The 20,335-nt window shown below is 41.5% G+C and carries 14 protein-coding genes and 1 other RNA gene; 12 read left to right on the plus strand and 3 right to left on the minus strand.

What is annotated here, in order from left to right; translation table 11 throughout:
• The first annotated feature begins 221 nt into the window (after positions 1-221).
• The 8 genes from HXT51_RS05100 (at position 222) to HXT51_RS05135 (ending at position 9,811) form a co-directional block, all read left to right on the plus strand.
• The gene (locus HXT51_RS05100) at positions 222-1,028 is read left to right on the plus strand and encodes a histidine phosphatase family protein (protein WP_421776325.1); all 807 of its coding nucleotides are present in this window, start codon (positions 222-224) and stop codon (positions 1,026-1,028) included.
• Positions 1,029-1,215: 187 nt separating this feature from the next.
• Positions 1,216-2,619: an ABC transporter substrate-binding protein gene (locus HXT51_RS05105; protein ID WP_421776326.1), complete on the plus strand. Its 1,404-nt coding sequence runs from the start codon at positions 1,216-1,218 to the stop codon at positions 2,617-2,619.
• Positions 2,620-2,765: 146 nt separating this feature from the next.
• Positions 2,766-4,106: an ABC transporter substrate-binding protein gene (locus HXT51_RS05110; RefSeq protein ID WP_421776327.1), complete on the plus strand. Its 1,341-nt coding sequence runs from the start codon at positions 2,766-2,768 to the stop codon at positions 4,104-4,106.
• Positions 4,107-4,421: 315 nt separating this feature from the next.
• A complete protein-coding gene (gene dnaK / locus HXT51_RS05115; protein WP_421776328.1) occupies positions 4,422-6,311 on the plus strand; it encodes a molecular chaperone DnaK in 1,890 nt (629 codons plus the stop codon).
• Entirely contained in the window at positions 6,311-7,027 is a 717-nt protein-coding gene (grpE, locus tag HXT51_RS05120; protein WP_421776329.1) for a nucleotide exchange factor GrpE, read from the plus strand. The genes dnaK and grpE overlap by 1 nt, the downstream gene beginning before the upstream one ends.
• Positions 7,028-7,174: 147 nt before the next feature.
• Positions 7,175-8,218 carry a DnaJ C-terminal domain-containing protein gene (locus HXT51_RS05125; RefSeq protein ID WP_421776330.1) on the plus strand — a complete coding sequence of 348 codons (1,044 nt, stop codon included), beginning with the start codon at positions 7,175-7,177 and terminating at the stop codon, positions 8,216-8,218.
• 140 nt (positions 8,219-8,358) lie between these two features.
• On the plus strand, positions 8,359-8,940 hold the full coding sequence (locus tag HXT51_RS05130) for a heat shock protein transcriptional repressor HspR (protein ID WP_374703777.1): 582 nt from the start codon (positions 8,359-8,361) through the stop codon (positions 8,938-8,940).
• A gap of 139 nt (positions 8,941-9,079) precedes the next feature.
• A complete protein-coding gene (locus HXT51_RS05135) occupies positions 9,080-9,811 on the plus strand; it encodes an HAD family hydrolase (protein ID WP_421776331.1) in 732 nt (243 codons plus the stop codon).
• Here the strand turns inward: HXT51_RS05135 and HXT51_RS05140 are convergent.
• From HXT51_RS05140 to HXT51_RS05150, 3 genes are all read right to left on the minus strand, one after another.
• Positions 9,808-12,060, minus strand: coding sequence for a transglycosylase domain-containing protein (locus tag HXT51_RS05140; RefSeq protein ID WP_421776332.1), 2,253 nt, complete (start codon positions 12,058-12,060; stop codon positions 9,808-9,810). The genes HXT51_RS05135 and HXT51_RS05140 overlap by 4 nt on opposite strands.
• Positions 12,061-12,103: 43 nt before the next feature.
• Positions 12,104-12,200: signal recognition particle sRNA small type (gene ffs, locus HXT51_RS05145), an RNA gene on the minus strand.
• 43 nt (positions 12,201-12,243) lie between these two features.
• On the minus strand, positions 12,244-13,386 hold the full coding sequence (locus HXT51_RS05150; protein WP_415706385.1) for an inositol-3-phosphate synthase: 1,143 nt from the start codon (positions 13,384-13,386) through the stop codon (positions 12,244-12,246).
• A gap of 266 nt (positions 13,387-13,652) precedes the next feature.
• On the opposite strand from HXT51_RS05150, the gene HXT51_RS05155 reads away from it, so the two are divergent.
• From HXT51_RS05155 to HXT51_RS05170, 4 genes are all read left to right on the plus strand, one after another.
• Positions 13,653-15,074 (plus strand): phosphatase PAP2 family protein, encoded by a 1,422-nt coding sequence (locus HXT51_RS05155; RefSeq protein WP_421776333.1) that lies wholly within the window; start codon positions 13,653-13,655, stop codon positions 15,072-15,074.
• A gap of 359 nt (positions 15,075-15,433) precedes the next feature.
• Entirely contained in the window at positions 15,434-18,448 is a 3,015-nt protein-coding gene (topA, locus tag HXT51_RS05160) for a type I DNA topoisomerase (RefSeq protein WP_421776334.1), read from the plus strand.
• An 8-nt stretch (positions 18,449-18,456) separates the two neighbouring features.
• Positions 18,457-19,170, plus strand: coding sequence for a dTMP kinase (tmk, locus tag HXT51_RS05165; protein ID WP_421776335.1), 714 nt, complete (start codon positions 18,457-18,459; stop codon positions 19,168-19,170).
• A 2-nt stretch (positions 19,171-19,172) separates the two neighbouring features.
• Positions 19,173-20,333 carry a DNA polymerase III subunit delta' gene (locus HXT51_RS05170; RefSeq protein ID WP_421776336.1) on the plus strand — a complete coding sequence of 387 codons (1,161 nt, stop codon included), beginning with the start codon at positions 19,173-19,175 and terminating at the stop codon, positions 20,331-20,333.
• Positions 20,334-20,335: the final 2 nt, after the last annotated feature.

Below are 20,335 nucleotides of genomic sequence, written 5' to 3' on the forward strand. Positions count from 1 at the left end.
TTTTAGTTATTTCCTTATAACTTGTGATATGAAAATTTCTATAAAATTTTAAAAAGAAAATCATAAAAAGATGACGTAACAATGCAATAGGTTGTATCATAGGACGGTATAAAACGCGTGCACTGCGATGAAGCGGATGTGCGCTAAAAGCAAGATTACTTAATAGTAGTATTGCTGCGGATTCATTAGTGTGATTTGTGTTTAAAGCAGAAGGAGTCACGATGACTGAGGCCTGCAAATTCGATGTAGTTCCAGATAATTCAGTAGTTCCAGGTAATTCATGTGTAGTGTCAGATAGCTCAAATGTATCTGCAGATAGTTCAAATGTAGTTCCGGCTATAGCGTCAGAAAATTCGTGTGCTTGCGAAGGAAGGCTTGTTTTGTTGCGTCACGGCCAAACTGCTTGGAGTGTGTCTGGTCAGCATACTGGGCGCACGGATTTGCCGCTTACTGAGGTTGGTGTTGAGCAGGCAAAAGAGGCTGGTGCTAGATTGCAGGATGCGTTCACAAAAGGTTTTGATGAGGATTGTGTGCTTGTAAGTCCGCTTCGTCGCGCGCAGCAAACAGCTCAGTTTGCTGGATTTGCTTCGTACACAATTTGCGATAGTGCGTTGGAGTGGGATTATGGTGCTGCTGAAGGTCGCACTAGGGGCGATATTGCGGCATTAAGTGGCGTTGAGGCGTGGGATGTGTGGAAGCATGGTCCTAAAGTTCTTCCTTCTCGCATGGTTAGTGACGCTAAAGAGGTGCTTCCTAGTGGAGAAGCAGTGGATGTGCACAGGACTTTTGGAGAAAGCTTGCAAGAGGTTTCGGATCGTACTCAAAAGATTATTGACATTGCAATGCCTAAATTGAAATTAGGTAAGGATGTGCTTGTTGTTGCGCACGCGCACGTATTACGTATATTAACTGCGCGCTGGCTTGGAGTAAGCCCAGATTTTGCGCGATTGTTGCGTCTCGATACTGCGCATTATTCTGTGTTGGGCACGTATAAAGGCGATAATGTAATTGTGCATTGGAATTGCTGAAAAGCGTTTTAGAATTTCAGATATTTCCATATATTTTATTGTGATTCGCACAATTTTTATTGCAGATACATTTATATATTTGAGTCTTACGTTTGCTGTAGTATTGGTTCACTACTGTGGTTTAAACAGTATTCAATAGCAGTAATTAGTTAGTTTGGAAGAGATTAGCAGTATGTGGAAAGGTTCGATGATGAGTCGTTCAGTTAAGTCGATTATTGCGCTAGTAGTTTGCGCTGTTTTGGCGGCTTGCGCGTTTACTGCTTTTGGTTTTTCTAAGTCTTTTGGTGCAAATACCGATAGGTCTGCTGGTGGGAAAGTTATTTTCTTCAACTTCAAGCCTGAAGGCAAGGATATTTGGGTAGAGGTTGCTAATAAGTATAAAGAAACTCATCCGGGGGCTTATATAGATGTCAAGACTCCGCAAAGCAACAGTTACGAAGATGAGCTTCGTGCTGCTGTTAAAAGTGATCCTGATGCTATGCCTACATTATTCCAGATTAACGGTCCTGTGGGCTACGCTAACTGGAAAGATTACACGGCTGATTTAAGTAATTCCCCTCTTTATAATCAGCTTAGTAACAAAGGCCTTGCTCTTACTGATAATGGTAAGCCTGTTGCAGTGCCTTATGTTACTGAAAATTACGGCTTGATTTACAACAAGGCTTTGCTTGCTAGGTATGCGGATCTTCATAATTCAAAGTTGAAGCCGGAAGAAGACGGCGTATCTTTTGAAGATCAAATAACTTCTTTTGATAAGTTGAAAGAAGTTGCAGACGATTTGCAAAAACGCAAGGATGAGCTTGGGATTGATGGTGCTTTCACTTCTGCTGGTTTCGATTCCAGTTCCGATTGGCGCTTCAAGACCCATCTTGCAAATATGCCTCTTTATTACGAGTTTAATGGCGACACTAAGCAGCCTGCAAAAATAAAAGGCAGCTATTTAGATAATTTCAGGAAGATTTTTGACCTTTATATTTCTGATTCCACAACTCCTGTAAGTCAGTTAAGTACTAAAACTGGTGAGGATGCTGTTTATGAATTTGCGCTTGGTAAGGCTGTGTTCTACCAGAATGGTACTTGGGCTTGGGGTGACCTTGCAAATGCTGGCATAAAACCTGACGACGTTGGCATGCTCCCAATTTACATTGGCGCTAATGGCGAAGAGAAGCAGGGCATGGCTACGGGTTCTGAAAACTATTGGTGCATTAATAAAAAGGCTTCAAAAAAGAATCAAGAGGCAACTAATGAGTTCTTGCAGTGGCTGCTTACTTCAGATTATGGTAAGGATGCTTTAGCTAATAGGCTGGGCTTTGATACTCCTTTCAAAAGTTTCCCTGATGCAGAAAATCCTCTTGTTAATGCTGCTACCAAATACAATGGCAAAGATAAAGTAGTACCTGTTAAGTGGGTGTTTATTACCATGCCATCTAACGGTTGGAAAGACGATGTTGGCTCTGATTTGCTTACATACGCTCAAGCTACAAAAGACGGTATGACTTCTATGGGCGCTAATCAAGCATGGGATACTCTTAAGAAAGCGTTCGTGGACGGCTGGGCTAAAGAGTATGCGATTGCTCACAGTAAGAGTTAGCCTAATCTGTAATTGGTAAATACGTGTTATTTACTATGTCATCGTTTGCGATTTTCCGTCAATTGATGCATAATAAATAACATCTGTAAGGGCGTCTATATGCGTGACAGTCCAATGGTTGGGTTGTTTGCATACGAGGAATTTCGATGATGAATCGTACATTTAAATCAACACTTGCGTTAATTACGTGTATTGTGATGGCATGCGGTGTTTTTGCCGCGTGCGGCTCAACTAACTCTAGCAATGGCAAGGGTAGAGTGTATTTCTTGAACTTTAAGCCTGAAGTTGCTGATCAATGGAAAGAAGTGGCTGAAGAATACACTAAAGAAACTGGCGTTGAAGTTAGAGTTGAAACTCCAGGTCCAGGCACTTACGAGCAGGTTTTGAAGGGCGAGATTAGTAAGGGCGATGATGCTCCTACATTATTCCAAGTGAATGGTCCTGTTGGCTATGCTAATTGGACGGATTATACGGATGATCTGAAAGATACTGAGATTTATAAGCAGCTTCACAATAAAGACATTGCTTTGAAGGACGGGGATAAAATCGTTGCCGTGCCGTATGTTATGGAAACTTATGGCTTGATTTATAACAAGGATTTGCTTGCTAAATATATTGCTATGCACAAAGCAAAAATAAAGTCCGTAAAAGAAATTAATAGTTTTGATAAGTTGAAGGAAGTTGCAGACGATATTCAAAAGCGTAAAAGCGATTTGGGGGTTGATGGAGCGTTTACGTCTGCAGGTTTTAATTCAAGCTCTGATTGGCGTTTTAAAACTCATTTAGCTAATATTCCTCTTTATTACGAGTTTAAAGAAGATAAAATCACTAAACAGCCTGCAAAAATAAAAGGCAGCTATTTAGATGGTTTCAAGAATATTTTTGACTTGTATATTAAGGATTCTACTGTTCCTGCATCTGAGCTTGAGAATAAGACTGGCGATGATGCGATTGCTGAATTTGCTAAGCATAGAGCTGTTTTTTACCAGAATGGTACTTGGGCTTGGGATGAACTTTCTAAAGTTGGTATGCAAGCTAAAGAAGTTGGTATGTTGCCAATTTATATTGGTGCTCCTGGTGAGGAAAATCAGGGTTTGGCAACCGGTTCCGAAAACTATTGGTGTATAAATAAGAAGTCTTCTGCAATTAATAAAAAAGCTACTAGAGACTTTTTGAAGTGGCTTATTGAGTCGCGTGCAGGCAAGGAAGCACTTTCTCAGAAGATGGGCTTTACTACACCGTTTAATACTTTTGCTGATATTAAATCAGATAATCCTTTAACAGAGGATGCGGTTGCGGACGTGCAGTCTGGGAAAATTTCTGTTAGCTGGAATTTCACCATGATACCTTCTGATAATTGGAAGAATAATCTTGGCTCTGCATTGCTTTCGTACGCTAAAGGCGACGCTAAGTGGAGTGATGTTAAATCGGCTTTTGTTGACGGTTGGGCTAAAGAGTACGCACAATCGCATGCTTCGGAAGACTGATTGCGCAAGGCTATTTGTTGCGCGCCGTTTTGCAGCAGATTAATTACGTATCAGACTAATTACGCATTAGATTAATTACGCATTAGATTAATTTCGTAATTAACTGTGCTTTTGGGAAATAACCCGAATTGGGGAATAACCCGAATAGCCCTGCTTTTATGAAACTTGAGTCCTTTACTATAAAGTTTTTATAATTTTTGCTATAAATATTTGACTTTTATAACTTGAGTGTAGTAGACTCAAGTTTTGGAAAACAAAAAAGGTGGTTGTTAATAATCCACCTAGTTAATCTTTAGAAAATATGAAGGAGAAAATATGGGACGCGCAGTAGGTATTGATTTGGGTACAACTAATTCTTGCATCGCTACTCTTGAAGGCGGCGCTCCAACCGTTATCGTAAACGCTGAAGGTGCACGTACAACACCATCTGTTGTGGCATTCAGCAAGTCTGGCGAAATCTTGGTTGGTGAAGTTGCTAAGCGTCAGGCCGTAACAAACGTTGACCGCACGATTAGCTCTGTAAAGCGCCACATGGGCACTGATTGGTCCGTTGAAATCGACGGCAAGAAGTGGACTCCACAAGAGATTTCCGCACAGGTTTTGATGAAGTTGAAGCGCGATGCTGAAGCTTACTTGGGTGAGCCGGTAACCGATGCTGTTATTACATGCCCGGCTTACTTCAACGATGCACAGCGTCAGGCAACTAAGGATGCAGGTAAGATTGCAGGCTTGAACGTGCTTCGTATTATCAACGAACCAACTGCTGCAGCTTTGGCTTACGGCCTTGAAAAGGGCAAGGAAGACGAGCGCATTTTGGTATTCGATTTGGGCGGCGGTACTTTCGATGTGTCCTTGCTTGAAATTGGTAAGGATGACGATGGATTCTCCACAATCCAGGTTCAGGCCACTAACGGTGATAACCACTTGGGTGGCGATGACTGGGATCAGAAGATTATCGATTGGCTTGTTGGCGAAGTTAAGAACAAGTATGGCGTTGATTTGAGCAAGGATAAGATTGCTTTGCAGCGCTTGAAGGAAGCTGCTGAGCAGGCAAAGAAGGAACTTAGCTCTTCTACTTCCACTTCAATTTCTATGCAGTACTTGGCAATGACTCCTGACGGCACTCCAGTGCATTTGGATGAGACTTTGACTCGTGCTCACTTTGAGGAAATGACTTCCGACTTGCTTGGTCGCTGCCGTACACCATTCAACAACGTGCTTTCTGACGCTGGTATTTCAGTAAGCCAGATTGATCACGTGGTGCTTGTCGGTGGTTCAACTCGTATGCCTGCTGTGAAGGATCTTGTGAGGGAGCTTACCGGCGGTAAGGAAGCTAACCAGTCCGTTAACCCAGATGAAGTTGTTGCAGTTGGCGCTGCCGTGCAGTCTGGCGTTATTAAGGGAGACCGTAAAGACGTTCTGCTTATCGATGTAACTCCACTTTCCTTGGGTATTGAAACCAAGGGTGGAATTATGACAAAGCTTATCGATCGCAACACTGCTATTCCTACGAAGCGCTCGGAAGTATTCTCTACTGCTGAAGATAATCAGCCATCCGTGTTGATTCAGGTTTACCAGGGTGAACGTGAGTTTGCTCGCGATAACAAGCCTCTCGGTACTTTTGAGTTGACTGGTATTGCTCCAGCTCCTCGTGGCGTTCCTCAGATTGAAGTCACTTTCGATATTGATGCTAACGGCATTGTGCACGTTTCCGCTAAGGATAAGGGCACTGGTAAGGAACAGTCTATGACTATTACCGGTGGTTCTGGCCTTCCAAAGGACGAAATCGATCGCATGGTGAAGGAAGCTGAAGCTCACGAAGCTGAAGATAAGAAGCGTAAGGAAGAAGCTGAAGTTCGTAACCAGGCAGAAGCCTTTGCTTATCAGACTGAAAAGGTCGTAAATGACAATAAAGACAAGATTTCCGATGAAATCTCCAAGGAAGTTACCGACAAGGTTAATGCTTTGAAGGAAGCTTTGAAGGGTGATGACGTTGAGAAGATTAAGTCTGCTCAGAGTGAGTTGATGACTTCTGCTCAGAAGATTGGTCAGCAGCTTTACGCTCAGCAGGGTGCTGCTGGTGCTCAAGCTGGTGCTGGTGCTCAGGCTGGTGCAAATGCTGGCGCTGGATCTTCTGCAAAGGATGATGACGTGGTTGACGCCGAAGTGGTGGACGACGACAAGGATGATAAGGACAACAAGTAATGTCCGACTTCAACGCCAACGAATATTTGCAAGATATGGAAGATGCTGACTCGCTGGGTGTAGGAGCTGCAGGTGATTCTGCTGAATCTTCTGCTGAATCTTCAGTACAAGATGCTGAAAACGCAAATCATGCAGAAAAGAAAGCTGATGCAAAAACTGATGCTGACGTTTCTGCAGACGATAGCGCTTCCGCAGCTTCTGCAGATTCTACAAATTCCGTAAATTCTGAAGAATCTTCGGATTCGGAAGGTAGCCAAAATGCAGATGAAGGTAGTCTCACTCCTTTAGGAAAAGCTAAAAAAGAGGCTGCTGAATATTTAGAAGCATTACAGCGAGAGCGTGCTGAGTTCATAAACTTCCGCAATCGTGCTTCTAAAGAACAAGATCGCTTCAGACAGCATGGGATTATTGATGTTCTAACTGCTTTGCTTCCAGCTTTAGATGATATTGACCGTATTCGCGAGCATAGCGATATGGATGATTCTTTCAAAGCTGTTGCTACAAAGCTAGATAAAGCATTCGAAAAATTCGGTGTTGAAAAGTTTGGCGAAAAAGGCGAGGATTTTGATCCTACGAAGCATGACGCTATTTTGCATCGTCCGGATTCAAACGCAACTAAAGAAACTGTAGATGCTGTAGTTGAAGCAGGCTACAGGATTGGAGATCGTGTGATTCGCGCTGCGCGAGTTGTAGTCGCGTCGCCAAATAACAATTAATCCGATTAACGCATTGTAAATTTAAGCGTTAGTAGTGATTAAAAATTGATTTACATACTTACTCGTGTTGGCTTAATTCATAAGTCAGCACGAGTAGGTCATATTATGCAAAAATGCCACGTGTGCTGAAACTGAAAGGAGGCACAGATGGCTGAAAATGAATGGTTAGCCAAGGATTTTTATAAAGTACTCGGTGTCTCCAAAGATGCCGATGAATCTACTATTACTAAGGCTTATAGAAAATTAGCTCGTAAATATCATCCTGATTTAAATAAAACAAAAGAAGCCGAAGAAAAGTTTAAGGATGTTTCTGAAGCTTATGATGTTTTAAAAGATAAGCAAACACGTCAGCGTTATGATGCTATTCGTCAATTCGGCGCAGGCGGTGCTAGATTTTCTGGCGGAGCCGGTGGAGCAGGATTTGATGCAAGCGGATTTTCTGACATATTCTCGTCAATGTTTGGCGCAGAAGGTATGGGCGCTGGTGGAAATACGCGAGTTCGCTTTACTACAAGTGGATCTGGTCCTGATATAGGTAATATTTTCTCAATGTTTGGCGGGTCTGGAGCTCAATCTGCAGGATTCCAAAGTGCGGGTGGCTTTGGTGGTAGCCAGTTTGCGCAATCAGCTCAATCTGAGTCAATGAATACGCCTAAACGTGGTGATGATATTACTTCGAAGATTACGCTCACTTTTAAGCAGGCGTTTAAGGGTGCTACGGTATCTTTGCGTTCAGGAGGAGAATCTTTCAAAACGCATGTTCCGGCAGGCGTTCGTGACGGTCAAAAGATTCGCTTGGCAGGAAAAGGTAAAGCTGGTCAATTTGGTGGAAGTAATGGAGACATGTATTTGCATGTTAGCGTTACGCCATCTGATAAGTTCAGTTTGCGAGATAATGATTTGGTAGCAAAACTGCCTGTTACTGTTTCAGAAGCTGTTCATGGCGCCAAAGTCACATTGCTTAATGTTGACGGAGAGCCAGTAAAATTCAATGTTCCTTCAGGATCCTCCAGTGGGGATGAAATTCGCGTTTCTGACGCTGGTGTTCCGGGAAAGAATGGAAGTTTTATTGGAATAGTTGAGATTCATGTACCATCTAAGTCGACTATGTCTATTAAGCGAGCTGCTAAAGAATTTGATAAAGCTTGCGGAGATGCGTACGTGCAGTCTGTAGCTGAACTAAGACAGTAAATTTATTTGGGTATAAGTCCTAAGACAGTAGATTTACTTGAAATACAGCTTGAAATACCGCTTGAAATAATATTTGTAATAACACTTGGAATACCGTTTAGCTTAATAAGTCCACAATATGCTTAGAAAGGCGCGTTATAATGCGAATTGCGCGAGATACCAAAGTTCTCTATGAGATGTGTGCCGTAGCGTTAGTTCGCGGTAGGGCAACTCTCGATGGTGCGGATGAAGTAGGTTTTGACATTGATATGCCTATTTTTACTGTAAGCTATGTGGCAAATCTTACTGAAACTCACCCTCAAACTTTAAGACAGTATGATCGCTTGAATTTAATCGTGCCTAAGCGTACAGAAGGCGGAGCTAGACGGTATTCCTTAAGGGATGTTGCTAGGTTAATTCAAACGCAAAAATTAAGCCAGAATGATGGTATTAATTTAGCTGGTATTATGCAAATTCTTTCTTTGCAAGAAGAAAATCGTCAGCTTAAAAGACAGTTGCGCCATATGGCTGAGCGCGCAGAATCCTCCGAAAGAAATATTTTTGCAGCAAACGCTCAGGGAGATATCGTTGAAATAATGCGTTCCAGAAATGCGCGTAATTGGAGATATGATATTCACTCTGAGCGCAGAGCTTTGCCTTCTTCTAATACTTATTCGAACGATACTAACAGCGGTAAAAACGTAGATAAATCAATTGTGTTGTGGCGTTCTTGGAATATTTAGTTTTATTGTAAAAACGTGTGTAATATCACACTTTAAACAGATGCAGCTTATATAAATCATGTGTAACATGTTAGAGAATTAAAATCTGAGTTAACGAATAGCGAAGTTAACGAATAGTAAAAATACGAAGGGTATTTAAATGGATTTTTCCACGCCACACTCCGAGCAACGACTACTTAAAGCTGTTTTCTGGGATATGGACGGCACTCTTATAGATTCTGAACCTTATTGGCATGAGTCTGAAATACGTCTTGCAAGTAATAATGGCGGTCATTGGACTGAAGAACTAGCGTGGCAATATTCAGGTGGTTCTCTTGTAACAGTTGCAAAAGCAATGATTGAGCTTGGAACTAAATTATCTGTTGAAGAAATTGGCCAAGGTATGGTCGATTATGTTGCTAAATGTGAAGAAAAAGAAGTTCCATGGGTTCCTGGGGTTATAGACGTATTAAATGATTTAGCTAAAGCTGGAATTCCGTCAATTCTTGTAAGCAATTCTCCTAGAAGATTAGTTGAAAACATTGTTAATCACGCTCCAGAAGGCGCATTTGTTGGATACATTTGTGGAGATGATGGTTATGCTACTAAGCCTAGCCCTGAGCCTTATATTGCAGCTGGTAGATTAGTTGGAATTAACGCTGATGGAACTCTTTCAGAAGAAGAAGTTAAGCGTGAAATGGCTTATTGCATTGCTATAGAGGATTCTTTCGCAGGTCTTAAGTCTGCTTATGCTTCTGGAGCTACTACTTTAGCTCAGACCGCATTTTCTAATATCGACGTAAGTAACGGCCCACAATTCGCGGAAATTGACGGATATAACAATATTAATTGGCGTACTTTTAATAATTTCGTTTCTGAATCCGTCTCTTAATCTTTTTCTGTAGATTTTTCTTGGGATTTTTCTGAATCAGATTTTGATTCAGACTTTGAATCAGATTTTGAGTTTGATTTTGAGTCCGATTCTGTTTCGGATTTTGATTCAGGCTTTGATTCAGACTTTGAATCAGACTTTGAATCTGATTCTGATTCTGAAACAACGCTTCCTAATCCCCAAGTTCCATCCGGCCCGCCAATTTTTCCATTATCTTTTGCGGAAGGGAAACTTTCTACCGGAACGTCAGATAAAGCGTTTCTCATATAAAGAGTGAATAAGTGTACCGGCAGAGCACTTCCGCTTAAACCGTATCCTCCTGGGAGCGTTGGTATAACTTGAGGGTTTCCGTTCGAATCCGGATACCACATAGCAAAAACAGTAACAACATTTGGCGTAAAACCAATGAAGCTTACTGCAGTTTGATCGTTTGCGGTTCCAGATTTTCCGGCAATAGGTCTCCCTAAGCTACGAGCTTCGGGAGCAGTACCGTGTTGAACTGTTCCCAGCATAGCTTTTGCTGCAAGAGATGCGTTATTAGATGAAAAAACTTGTTTTATCGTTATAGGTGTAGTGTAAATATCTTTATTCTCAGAATTTTTTACTTTAGAAACAATATGTAAGTCAGGTCGGTTTCCTTTATTCGCAAAAGTAGAATAGGCTTTCACCATTTCGCTTACATGCACGCTATCGTTTCCTAGAACTGTAAAAGGATTGTCACCTGTAATTCTTTTAGGGCTAAGTCCTGCGGCTACAGCGGTTTGAGCTATTACGTGTGTGCCTAACTTTTGTTGTAAAGCCATGTATGGTGTGTTTACGGATTTGGCTGTTGCCTGATACATGTCAATTGTTCCGTAACTTATGTTCGCAAAGTTGTTAACTGGATTTCGTATGCCGTCAAATTTCAGTGAAGAATCTCCGTTAAAAAGCGTGTTAAGATTCATTCCAGCTTGAATTGCTGCCATAAGAGCGAATGGTTTCATAGTTGATCCAGGCTCATAAAGTGCTTGAGTTGCGTTATTTAAGGGTTTTTTAACGTAATCGTCCCCAGCGTAAAGCGAAATAATTGAGCCGTCTTTAGGATTTACAGACATTGATCCTACTTGCATTCCTCTTGGAAGCATACCGCTCATAATTTGAGAAGGACTTGCCACTTTAAACATAAGATCTTGTTTGGCTTTGTCTACAGTTGTTATAATTCGATATCCGCCAGTATCCAAGTCGTCTTTAGTAAAAGTTCCACTGCTAGTAAGTTCTTCTCGAACCATGTTTAACAAGTATCCGTTTGGTCCGCCATAAATATTTTGAGTTTTTTGATTAAGTGTTTTCGGGAAAGCGGTTTTAGCGCGCTCTTTATGCGTTATATAACCATCTTTTTCCATAATATTTAGCACACGGTTGAATCTCATTTTGGCTTCTTTAAGGCCTACAGCAGGATCCCAACTGCTAGGAGCTGGGATTATTCCGGCTAATAGTGCTGATTGCGCTAAAGTCATATCCTTTGCTTCTACGCCGAAGTATGCTTTTGCTGCTGCTTGAATTCCGTATGCTCCGCGGCCAAGATAAATCGTGTTCATATAATTGCATAAAACTGTGTTTTTATCTTGAGTTTGTGCGATTTTTAAAGCGAGTATTGCTTCTTTTAGTTTTCCTAAATAAGTTTTTGTTTCCCCAAGATAATAGCGTTCGGCGTATTGTTGCGTGATTGTGGATCCGCCCCAACGGTCGCGTTTTGTAACGTTGTGTATAAGAGCGCGTCCGATTCCTTTTATGTCAATGCCGTTATCTTTGTAAAAAGAGCGATTTTCTGATGCAACTATTGCGTTTCCAACATATTTTGGAAGTGGGGAACAGTTTATTATTTCACGATTTTGTTCTGCGAAAGATCCTATTTCAGTTTTTCCGTCTGAGTAGTAAACCTTTGTTTTATCTGCCATGGCGATTTTGTCTGGCTGCGGAATATTAGTTGTGTAATACAAGTATGCGAACGACAGTGATGCAAGAAGCGTAAAGAAAGTAAATAAGATAATTATCCAGAATATGAATGGGTGTCTTTTTCGCCAAGTCTTGTTTAGATTATGATTTTGCGATTTGCGATTTGTTATTTTGTGATTTTTAGATTTATAAGTTGTTGCTCTGCGGTTTGAATTGTGGTTTGAATTGCGGTTTGAACTAGATCTGTATACGTTTTTATTGCGCGTGTTGCGCTGGGTTGTGTTTTCAGAATGCCCATTATTACGTACAGTCATGTCATCCAAGTTAATGCCAGGCCTTGAATTTATGTTTAAAGATACAAAAATACCTCCGCGCACCCATCAGAGGCCACTTACCCTTGCTGCATTCCTGCCCTGGGGGGATTGGGTGACTTAATGCCACACGGAGGCTTTATCTATATTACACGATTTTTGCTAGTTGTCGAGTAAATTAAAATTTTAGGCGCGCCATACGCTTTTACCATGCTCTTTAGCAGATTCTAAATCTGCATTAAGTTGAGATTCATCAGCTTCAACTTCACCTGCAATATAGCGTTCAACTAATTCGCGAGCCTCGCTGTCTTCATGCTGAACAGCTGGAGACTTCATAAAGTAAGAGCTTGGCGCCAAAATCGGGCCAGAAAGCTTACGATCCAAAGCAATCTTTGCAGCACGAACAGCATCGATTACAATACCTGCGGAATTTGGCGAATCCCATACTTCAAGCTTATATTCCAAATTCAGCGGAACATCACCAAAAGTAGTTCCTTCCAAACGAACGAAAGCGAATTTTCTATCATCAAGCCAAGCAACATAATCAGATGGGCCAATATGCACGTTATGCTCATCCATTTCATGCGGAACAATCGATGTAACTGCGCGAGTCTTAGAAATCTTCTTAGATTCCAATCTTGAACGCTGAAGCATATTCATAAAGTCCATGTTTCCGCCGACGTTCAACTGATATGTGCGGTCCAAGCGAACTCCGCGATCTTCAAAAAGTCGAGCCATTACGCGGTGTGTAATAGTTGCGCCTACTTGACTTTTAATATCGTCGCCAATAATTGGCACACCTGCATCGCGGAATTTTTGCGCCCATACAGGGTCTGAAGCAATAAACACAGGAAGACAATTAACGAACGCGCATCCGGCTTCCATTGCTGCAGTAGCATAGGCTTTATCTGCTTCTTCAGATCCGACTGGAAGATAAGAAACAAGAACATCTACATGCTTATCGCGTAATACTTGAGCTACATCTACTGGCTCTGCTTCCGATTCGTCAATCATTTGACGATAATATTCGCCCAAGCCGTCGTAAGTAGGTCCTCGTAATACTTCAACTCCAAGATTCGGCACATCTGCAAAACGAATCGTATTATTTTGTGAAGCTTCGATTGCTTCGCTTAAATCGTGTCCAACTTTTAATGCATCTACGTCGAATGCTGTAACAAATTCAATATCTCGTACACGATATGATCCAAAAACAGCGTGCATTAATCCTGGGATTTTATCGCCATCATCGGCATTACGATAGTATTCCACACCTTGAACCAACGACGAAGCGCAATTGCCCACGCCGGCAATGGCAACGCGGATACTCATATAAACTCCTTGTTTGCAAAGATCAATGACATATGCTTTGTAGCACTAACACATTTATCATACTAGCTACTGACTTATATAGGTTAGTTTCTTTTAATATTTTCAGTAGAATTTCCTTAATCCATTATTTATCGGGTTATTTCAATCTGCTAAAGAGTGTGAAAAATCTTAAAATTACATAAATTAGTTAAAATATCAACTCAGTTTTATAGAAAAGTTTTAGTATAAGAATGTTTTTGGTGTGACGCTGTCGTAAAGTCTAAAGTATGAGTGAGGAATTAAAGAAGCAGCCGCGCGGATTACAAGGCTTGGAAGATATTGAGCCATTGCCGGAGCTTCCTAATGAGCATAAGTCAAATTTTGCTGGCGTTGATTCTGGGAATAAACGTAAATCTGGCGATGAAGAATTGGTGGGTTTTGTTGCGGATTCAGAAGAATTAGATGATTCCGGAGATTCTAATGATTCTAAGAATTTGTCTAAGATGGCAGGAAAGTCCGTTAAGTCATCCGCTAAGTCCTCCGCTAAGTTGTCTTCTAAGTCCTCTAGCGAATCCTCTATTGCGTCACTTATTAATGCTAATGCAAATAAGGGCAGCAATGAAAGTAAGGCTATTAACGGAAGTACTTTCATTAACGGAAGTAAGTCTAGCGGTGCAAGTGATGACGCGTTATCTCCTTTAGATCCTTTACTTTCTAATCCTAGAATCTCAACACGAATATGGTGTGTTGTTTGTGGATTGATTATGGTCGCTGCTGCTTTTGGTTTATGGTGGCTGGCTGTTCGCACTCAATTAGGACAGAGTTATGAAGAGATGGTTATAGAAGGTTTTGGCGAAAATGCTTTACCTTCATGGCTTAGCTTAGTGCTCGCTCCTCTAAGAAAATCTGTAGTAATCGTATCTATAAGCGTGCTGATTGGGTGCATTGCTCTAGTAATAGCGATTGTTCGTAAACGTTGGTGGCTTATTGGCCAATGCGTAGCGATAGTGCTTTTATCGCTTTCAAGTGAACCGCTTAAAAAAATACTTCCTCGAGAATTACTTGTAAATATAGAAACTCTTGCCAAGAATTCTGCTCCTTCAGGCCATACTTTGCTAGTTGCCTGTGCTTGTGCGCTATTGGTATGTTGCGTTACGCGTACGTTTAGAGCGTGGACTGCATTGATAGCAGCTGTGTTCACTTGTCTTGTAGCGTATTCTCTTATGGCTGGTAAATGGCATAGGCCGACGGATGTTATCATGTCGTTATTGCTTGTTGGAGCAGCCTCGTTATTCGCTCTTGCTGCATCTAGAAAATCTGGAATGGATATACCGGGTTCACGTCGGTCCTCTGTTAGCGTGCAAATTATTGGCACTTCTATGATTACTTTTGGATTGCTTTTTTGCATTTACGCTACGTACCTTGTATGGCAAATTTTGCCTGGAGTTGGATTATTCGCGCGTTGGGCTGAAGGCGTGTCGTATTTATCGGTTTATTGGGCCGTTGCAGGCGTATCGTTACTAGTTTTTGGAGTGGTAATGGTTCTAAGGCAAGCAAGCGCGGCGCCTTTGAGTAGATTGGGATTAGTGGGTGCGCCTCCAACGCCTCCTTCTTCGTTAGCTAAATCACAATACGAAGAAAAATCTCAAGATGATAAGCTGTCTGCGCTATTATCATCTGCTAATATATCCGATACTTCTAGTAAGTAATATTTCGTGAATATTATCTACTAAGTGATACGGTTGTAATGTTTTGTATATACGTTATAACATTTATGCGCGTTTTAGACTTTTAAAAGGTTTAGAAACGTAAGAAGAATTGTATATATGCAAGTGAAAATTAAAGATAATATACGAAAGTTTTGTAAAAGTACCGTAAGTGGTTGTATAAATAGTAGATGTTAGTAGATGAGAAAACTATTGCGTAAGTTTAGTTGATTAGCAACTCTGAAATAACAGTGTTGTATACGTGTGTTGCGATGATTAACGCTTTAAGTGTTATGAGATTGATTTACGCAATAATTAAATAAGTTTGTAATGTAAGATGCGATGTAAAGAAAGGGACGAATATGGCAAATAAAAATAAGCTTGTCATTGTGGAGTCTCCGACCAAAGCTCGGAAAATTGGTGGGTATCTGGGCGATGGCTATACGGTTATGGCATCGGTTGGACACATTCGTGATTTAGCTCAGCCAAGTCAGATTCCTGCAGCTAGTAAGGCTGATTTTGGTAAGTTTGGCGTTGATGTGAATCATGGTTTTGCTCCGTACTATGTTGTCGGTACGGATAAAAAGAAAACTGTATCGGATTTGAAACACGCTTTATCTAAAGCAGATGAGCTTTTCCTCGCAACTGATGAGGACCGCGAAGGAGAGGCTATTGCCTGGCATTTAGTTGAAGCTTTAAAGCCTAAAGTTCCTGTAAAACGTATGGTTTTTCACGAGATTACTAAAGATGCTATTTGTGCGTCTCTTGCTAATACGCGTGATGTTGATGATCATATGGTTGACGCTCAAGAAACGCGTCGCGTGTTAGATCGTTTATACGGTTATGAGCTTTCTCCTGTTTTATGGCGTAAAGTTGGGCCGGGTCTTTCCGCAGGTCGCGTGCAATCTGTTGCTACGAGATTGATTGTTGAGCGTGAACGTGAACGTATGGCTTTTAAGAAAGCTGAATATTGGGATATTAACGCGCTTCTGAGCACTAGTGATACTAATAGCGCGAATGATAATTCTGCTGAAAGCAATCTTAATTGTGAAGCTCGTTTAGTTGAATTTAATAATCAGCGTGTTGCTTCTTCTAAAGATTTCAACGATCGTGGCGAATTAGTATCTTCGCGAAATTTGAATAACACAGTTGAACAAGATGATTTGGATGATTCTACGAATTCAGTTGATTTAGAAAATTCCAAGGATTCATCTTCTGCAAGTCATTCTTCTTCTGTAATTCTTATTGATGAAGCTTACGCAAAATCTATTGCGGATGCTTTAAAGCAGGCTGATTTTGTGGTAGACGCTATGGATACGAAGCCTTATCGTAGACGTCCAATGCCGCCGTTTACTACTTCGACTTTGCAGCAAACAGCTGGAAATAGACTTTCTATGAGTTCTCGTCAGACTATGCGTGCTGCTCAAGCTTTGTACGAAAACGGTTACATTACGTACATGCGTACAGATTCCGTAACTCTTTCGCAAGAAGCTATTGCTGCTGCTAGGGATGCTGCTAGTAAATATTACGGTGCCGAATATGTAGCAGATGCTCCAAAGCAGTACACGACTAAAACTGCTGGCGCTCAGGAAGCTCATGAATGTATACGTCCTGCTGGAGCGCATTTCCGTAGTCCTCAAGAGCTGGCTGATTCCTTGCCTTCTGATCAATTGAGATTATATACGTTGATTTGGCAGAGGACTCTTGCCTCGCAAATGGCTGACGCTACCGGTTTTACTGCTACGGTTACGTTAAAAGCAAGCGCTGGAGATTTAGGAGAGGCTACTTTCCAGTCTTCTGGAACTGTTGTGACTTTTGCTGGATTCATGAAAGTTTTCGGTGAGCAACGTTCTGGTGAGCAACGTTCTTCCTCAGGCGACTCTGCGTCTGTTGCTTTGCCGCATATGGAAGTCGGTGACGTGCTTTCTGCGTTGCAAGTAGATGCTAAATCTCATGAAACTCAGCCTCCAGCTCGATATACTGAAGCGTCTTTGGTAAAGACATTGGAAGCTAAAGAAATTGGTCGCCCTTCTACGTATGCAACTATTATCTCTACGATTATCGATCGCGGATACGTTTATGAACGTGGACGTGCGCTTATACCTTCTTGGCTTGCATTTGCTGTAATTAAGCTGTTGGAAGCTAATTTCCCTAAGTATGTGGATTATGCTTTCACGGCAGATATGGAAAATGGATTAGATCGTATTGCTCACGGCGAAGAGTCTGGGCGCGATTGGCTTACAAGATTCTATTTTGGTTCCGGAGATGGTGCTGCTGAATCTTCTGAGCAAGCGCATGTCGGTTTGCAAGAACAGGTTGCTGAGCTTGGCGAAATCGACGCTCGTGAAATAAATACGATTGATATTGGCGATGGCTTAAGCGTGCGAGTCGGAAGATATGGCCCGTATTTGGAGGATTCTAAGCATTTAGATTCGGAAGGTAATCCTCGTCATGCTTCATTGCCGGAAACTTTAGCTCCAGATGAATTAACAGTTGAAGTAGCGCATGATTTGCTTGAAAATAATGCTGAAGGTCCTCGAGTTTTAGGTGTTGATGCACAAACAGGTGGAACTGTAGAAGTTAGAAATGGACGTTTTGGGCCGTATGTTGCTCTAGTGCAATCAACTAATTCCGAGGATTCTACTAAAGATAATTCTGAAGATTCTTCAAAGTCTAATTCTAGTAAGTCTGATTCTTCGAAAACTGAAGAGCGTCCAAAAATGGCGTCTTTGTTTAAGACTATGAATCCTGAGACTGTGACTTTGGATGAAGCTTTGCAATTATTGAATTTGCCGCGATTAGTTGGAGAATATGAAGAAACTAACGCAGACGGCAAATCTCAAAAAGTGCGTATTGAAGCAAATAACGGAAGATATGGCCCATATTTGACTAAATCTTATGAGCCTGATGGTAGTTCTGATGCTGTTAAGCCGGAGACTCGTTCTCTTGGTAGTGAAGATGCTATTTTCACTGTGACTTTGGATGAAGCGAAAGAGATTTTTGCACAGCCAAAGTATGGCAAGCGCACTCTCGGTGCTGCAAAACCGCCACTTAGAGAGCTTGGAAACGATCCTGAAACCGGCAAGCCTGTAGTTATTAAAGATGGATTCTATGGAGCTTATATTACGGATGGTGAAACTAATCGTACTTTGCCAAAGCAATATACTCCGGATTCGATCCAGCCGCAGGAAGCTTTTGATTTGCTGGCGCAAAAACGCGCTGCAGGTCCTGTAAAACGTAAGAAGCGCACTGCTTCTAAGACTGCTTCTAAGACATCCGCTAAGGCTTCTGCTTCTAAGACTGCAACTTCTAAGAAGGCTACAACTAAGAAGTCAGCAACCAAGAAGGCAGCAACTAAGAAGGCTACAACTAAGTAGGGAAGCATATGACATCTAAAAGCAGTGATCTTTCAAGCGGTTGCGCTTGCGGCGGAAATTGCGGTTGCGGTGGTCATGAAGAAAGCATCAAAGGCCTATTTATATCGTTTGAAGGCATTGACGGTGTTGGCAAAACTACGCAAGTTGAAGCTTTAAGCAAGCATTTGCAATCGCTTGGACTTGAAGTAGTTGTTACTCGTGAACCTGGTGGCACTTCTTTAGGCAAGGAATTGCGTGAAATATTATTGCACGGAAGCAATGTTTCTTCTCGTACAGAAGCTTTGCTTTTTGCTGCCGATCGCGCTCAACACGTTGCAGAAGTAATTTTGCCAGCTCTAAAACGCGGAGCTGTAGTAATAACAGATCGCTATATCGACTCTTCTCTTGCTTATCAATCAGGTGGCAGAGAATTAACTATGAACGATATACGCGATTTAAGCGAATGGGCCACGTCTTCTCTATGGCCAGATCGCACTTATCTTCTTGATATGAATGCTGAAGATGCGTTTGAAAGATTGCACGGACAAGCAGATCGCATGGAATCTGCCGGATTAGAATTCGCTCGTCGCACGCGAAATTCATTCATCGATTTAGCAGATAACGATCCTGAAAGATATCGTATACTAGATGCAACTTGTTCTGCTGAAAGCTTGGCGGATCTTATATCTGAAGATGTTGATTCTTTAATGAAATCTAAAGATTTGAAAAAACCAGGATTCTAAATATGAGCGTATGGGATTGTGTAATTGGTCAACAAAATGCAGTAGATCGATTACGAAAAGTTGCATTGTCAGATAAAAGCTCTATAGCTCAGTGCTGGCTTATTTGCGGTCCTACTGGAAGTGGTTGCACAAAACTTGCTCGCGCTTTTGCAGCAGCTTTAGAAAGTGAAGATTGCGGAGAAGGCGATACTTTATCGAAAGTTTCTTCGGAAGTTTTAGCAGGATCTCATCCAGACGTAAACGTTCTTAGTACAGATAAAGTTACGATTAGCATTGATGAAGTTAGGGATATTGTTGCGTTATCTTCTCAAATGCCTAGCACTGCTCCTTGGAGAATCATAATTATTGAAGATATTGGCAGAATGCTTGAGCGAACTACGAATGTGCTTTTAAAAGAGATAGAAGAGCCAAGCGATAGAACTATGTGGCTTGTTTGTGCTGCTAGTGCTCACGATGTTTTGCCTACTATTCGATCTCGTATGCAAGTTGTTACGCTTTCAATGCCAGATGAATCAGCTGTTTCGAAATATGTAATGGAGCAAACGGGTGTTGATGAGCGCATTGCTAATCAGGCTGCGCGTATTTCTCAAGGGAATATTGATGAAGCATTGCTGTATGCGGAAGATGAGAGAGTGCGAGTTAATAGAGATGAATTAATTGCCGGTATTTTTCGTATGAGCAGTGCTAGTGATGCAATAATTTTAGCTGGGAATATTATTGACGATGCTAAAACTCAGGCTGAAGTTGAAGTTCAAAAAGAGGTTGATTTTCAACAGCAAGAATTTAAGCGTATTAATGGTCTTTCTAATGAAGATCGCATACCTACAAAACTTCGTAGCGCTTATACTGCTTTGAGTAAAAAAGATGAAGTTAAACGTCGCGTTACTCGTAAAAGTCGAGATGTTATAAATAGAGCTTTAGATGCTATCGACAGTGTTTATAGAGATGTGTTAGTTATTTCTAGTAATGCTCAAAGTGTGACTCCGATTATAAATCAGCAGTATAAATCAAATATTGAAGCTTTAGCTCAGAAGTTATCTATAAAAGATGTGCTTTCTAGGGTTGATGCAATCGCTACAGCACGCCGTCGATTGGCGTTTAATGGTAACCCGACTCTTGATTGTGAAGCATTACTATGCTCGCTGATAGTAGGGAAGGCGTAGTT

Origin of the sequence: Gardnerella sp. KA00255 (assembly GCF_049244095.1) — a bacterium.
GTDB classification, from domain to species: Bacteria; Actinomycetota; Actinomycetes; order Actinomycetales; family Bifidobacteriaceae; genus Bifidobacterium; species Bifidobacterium vaginale_F.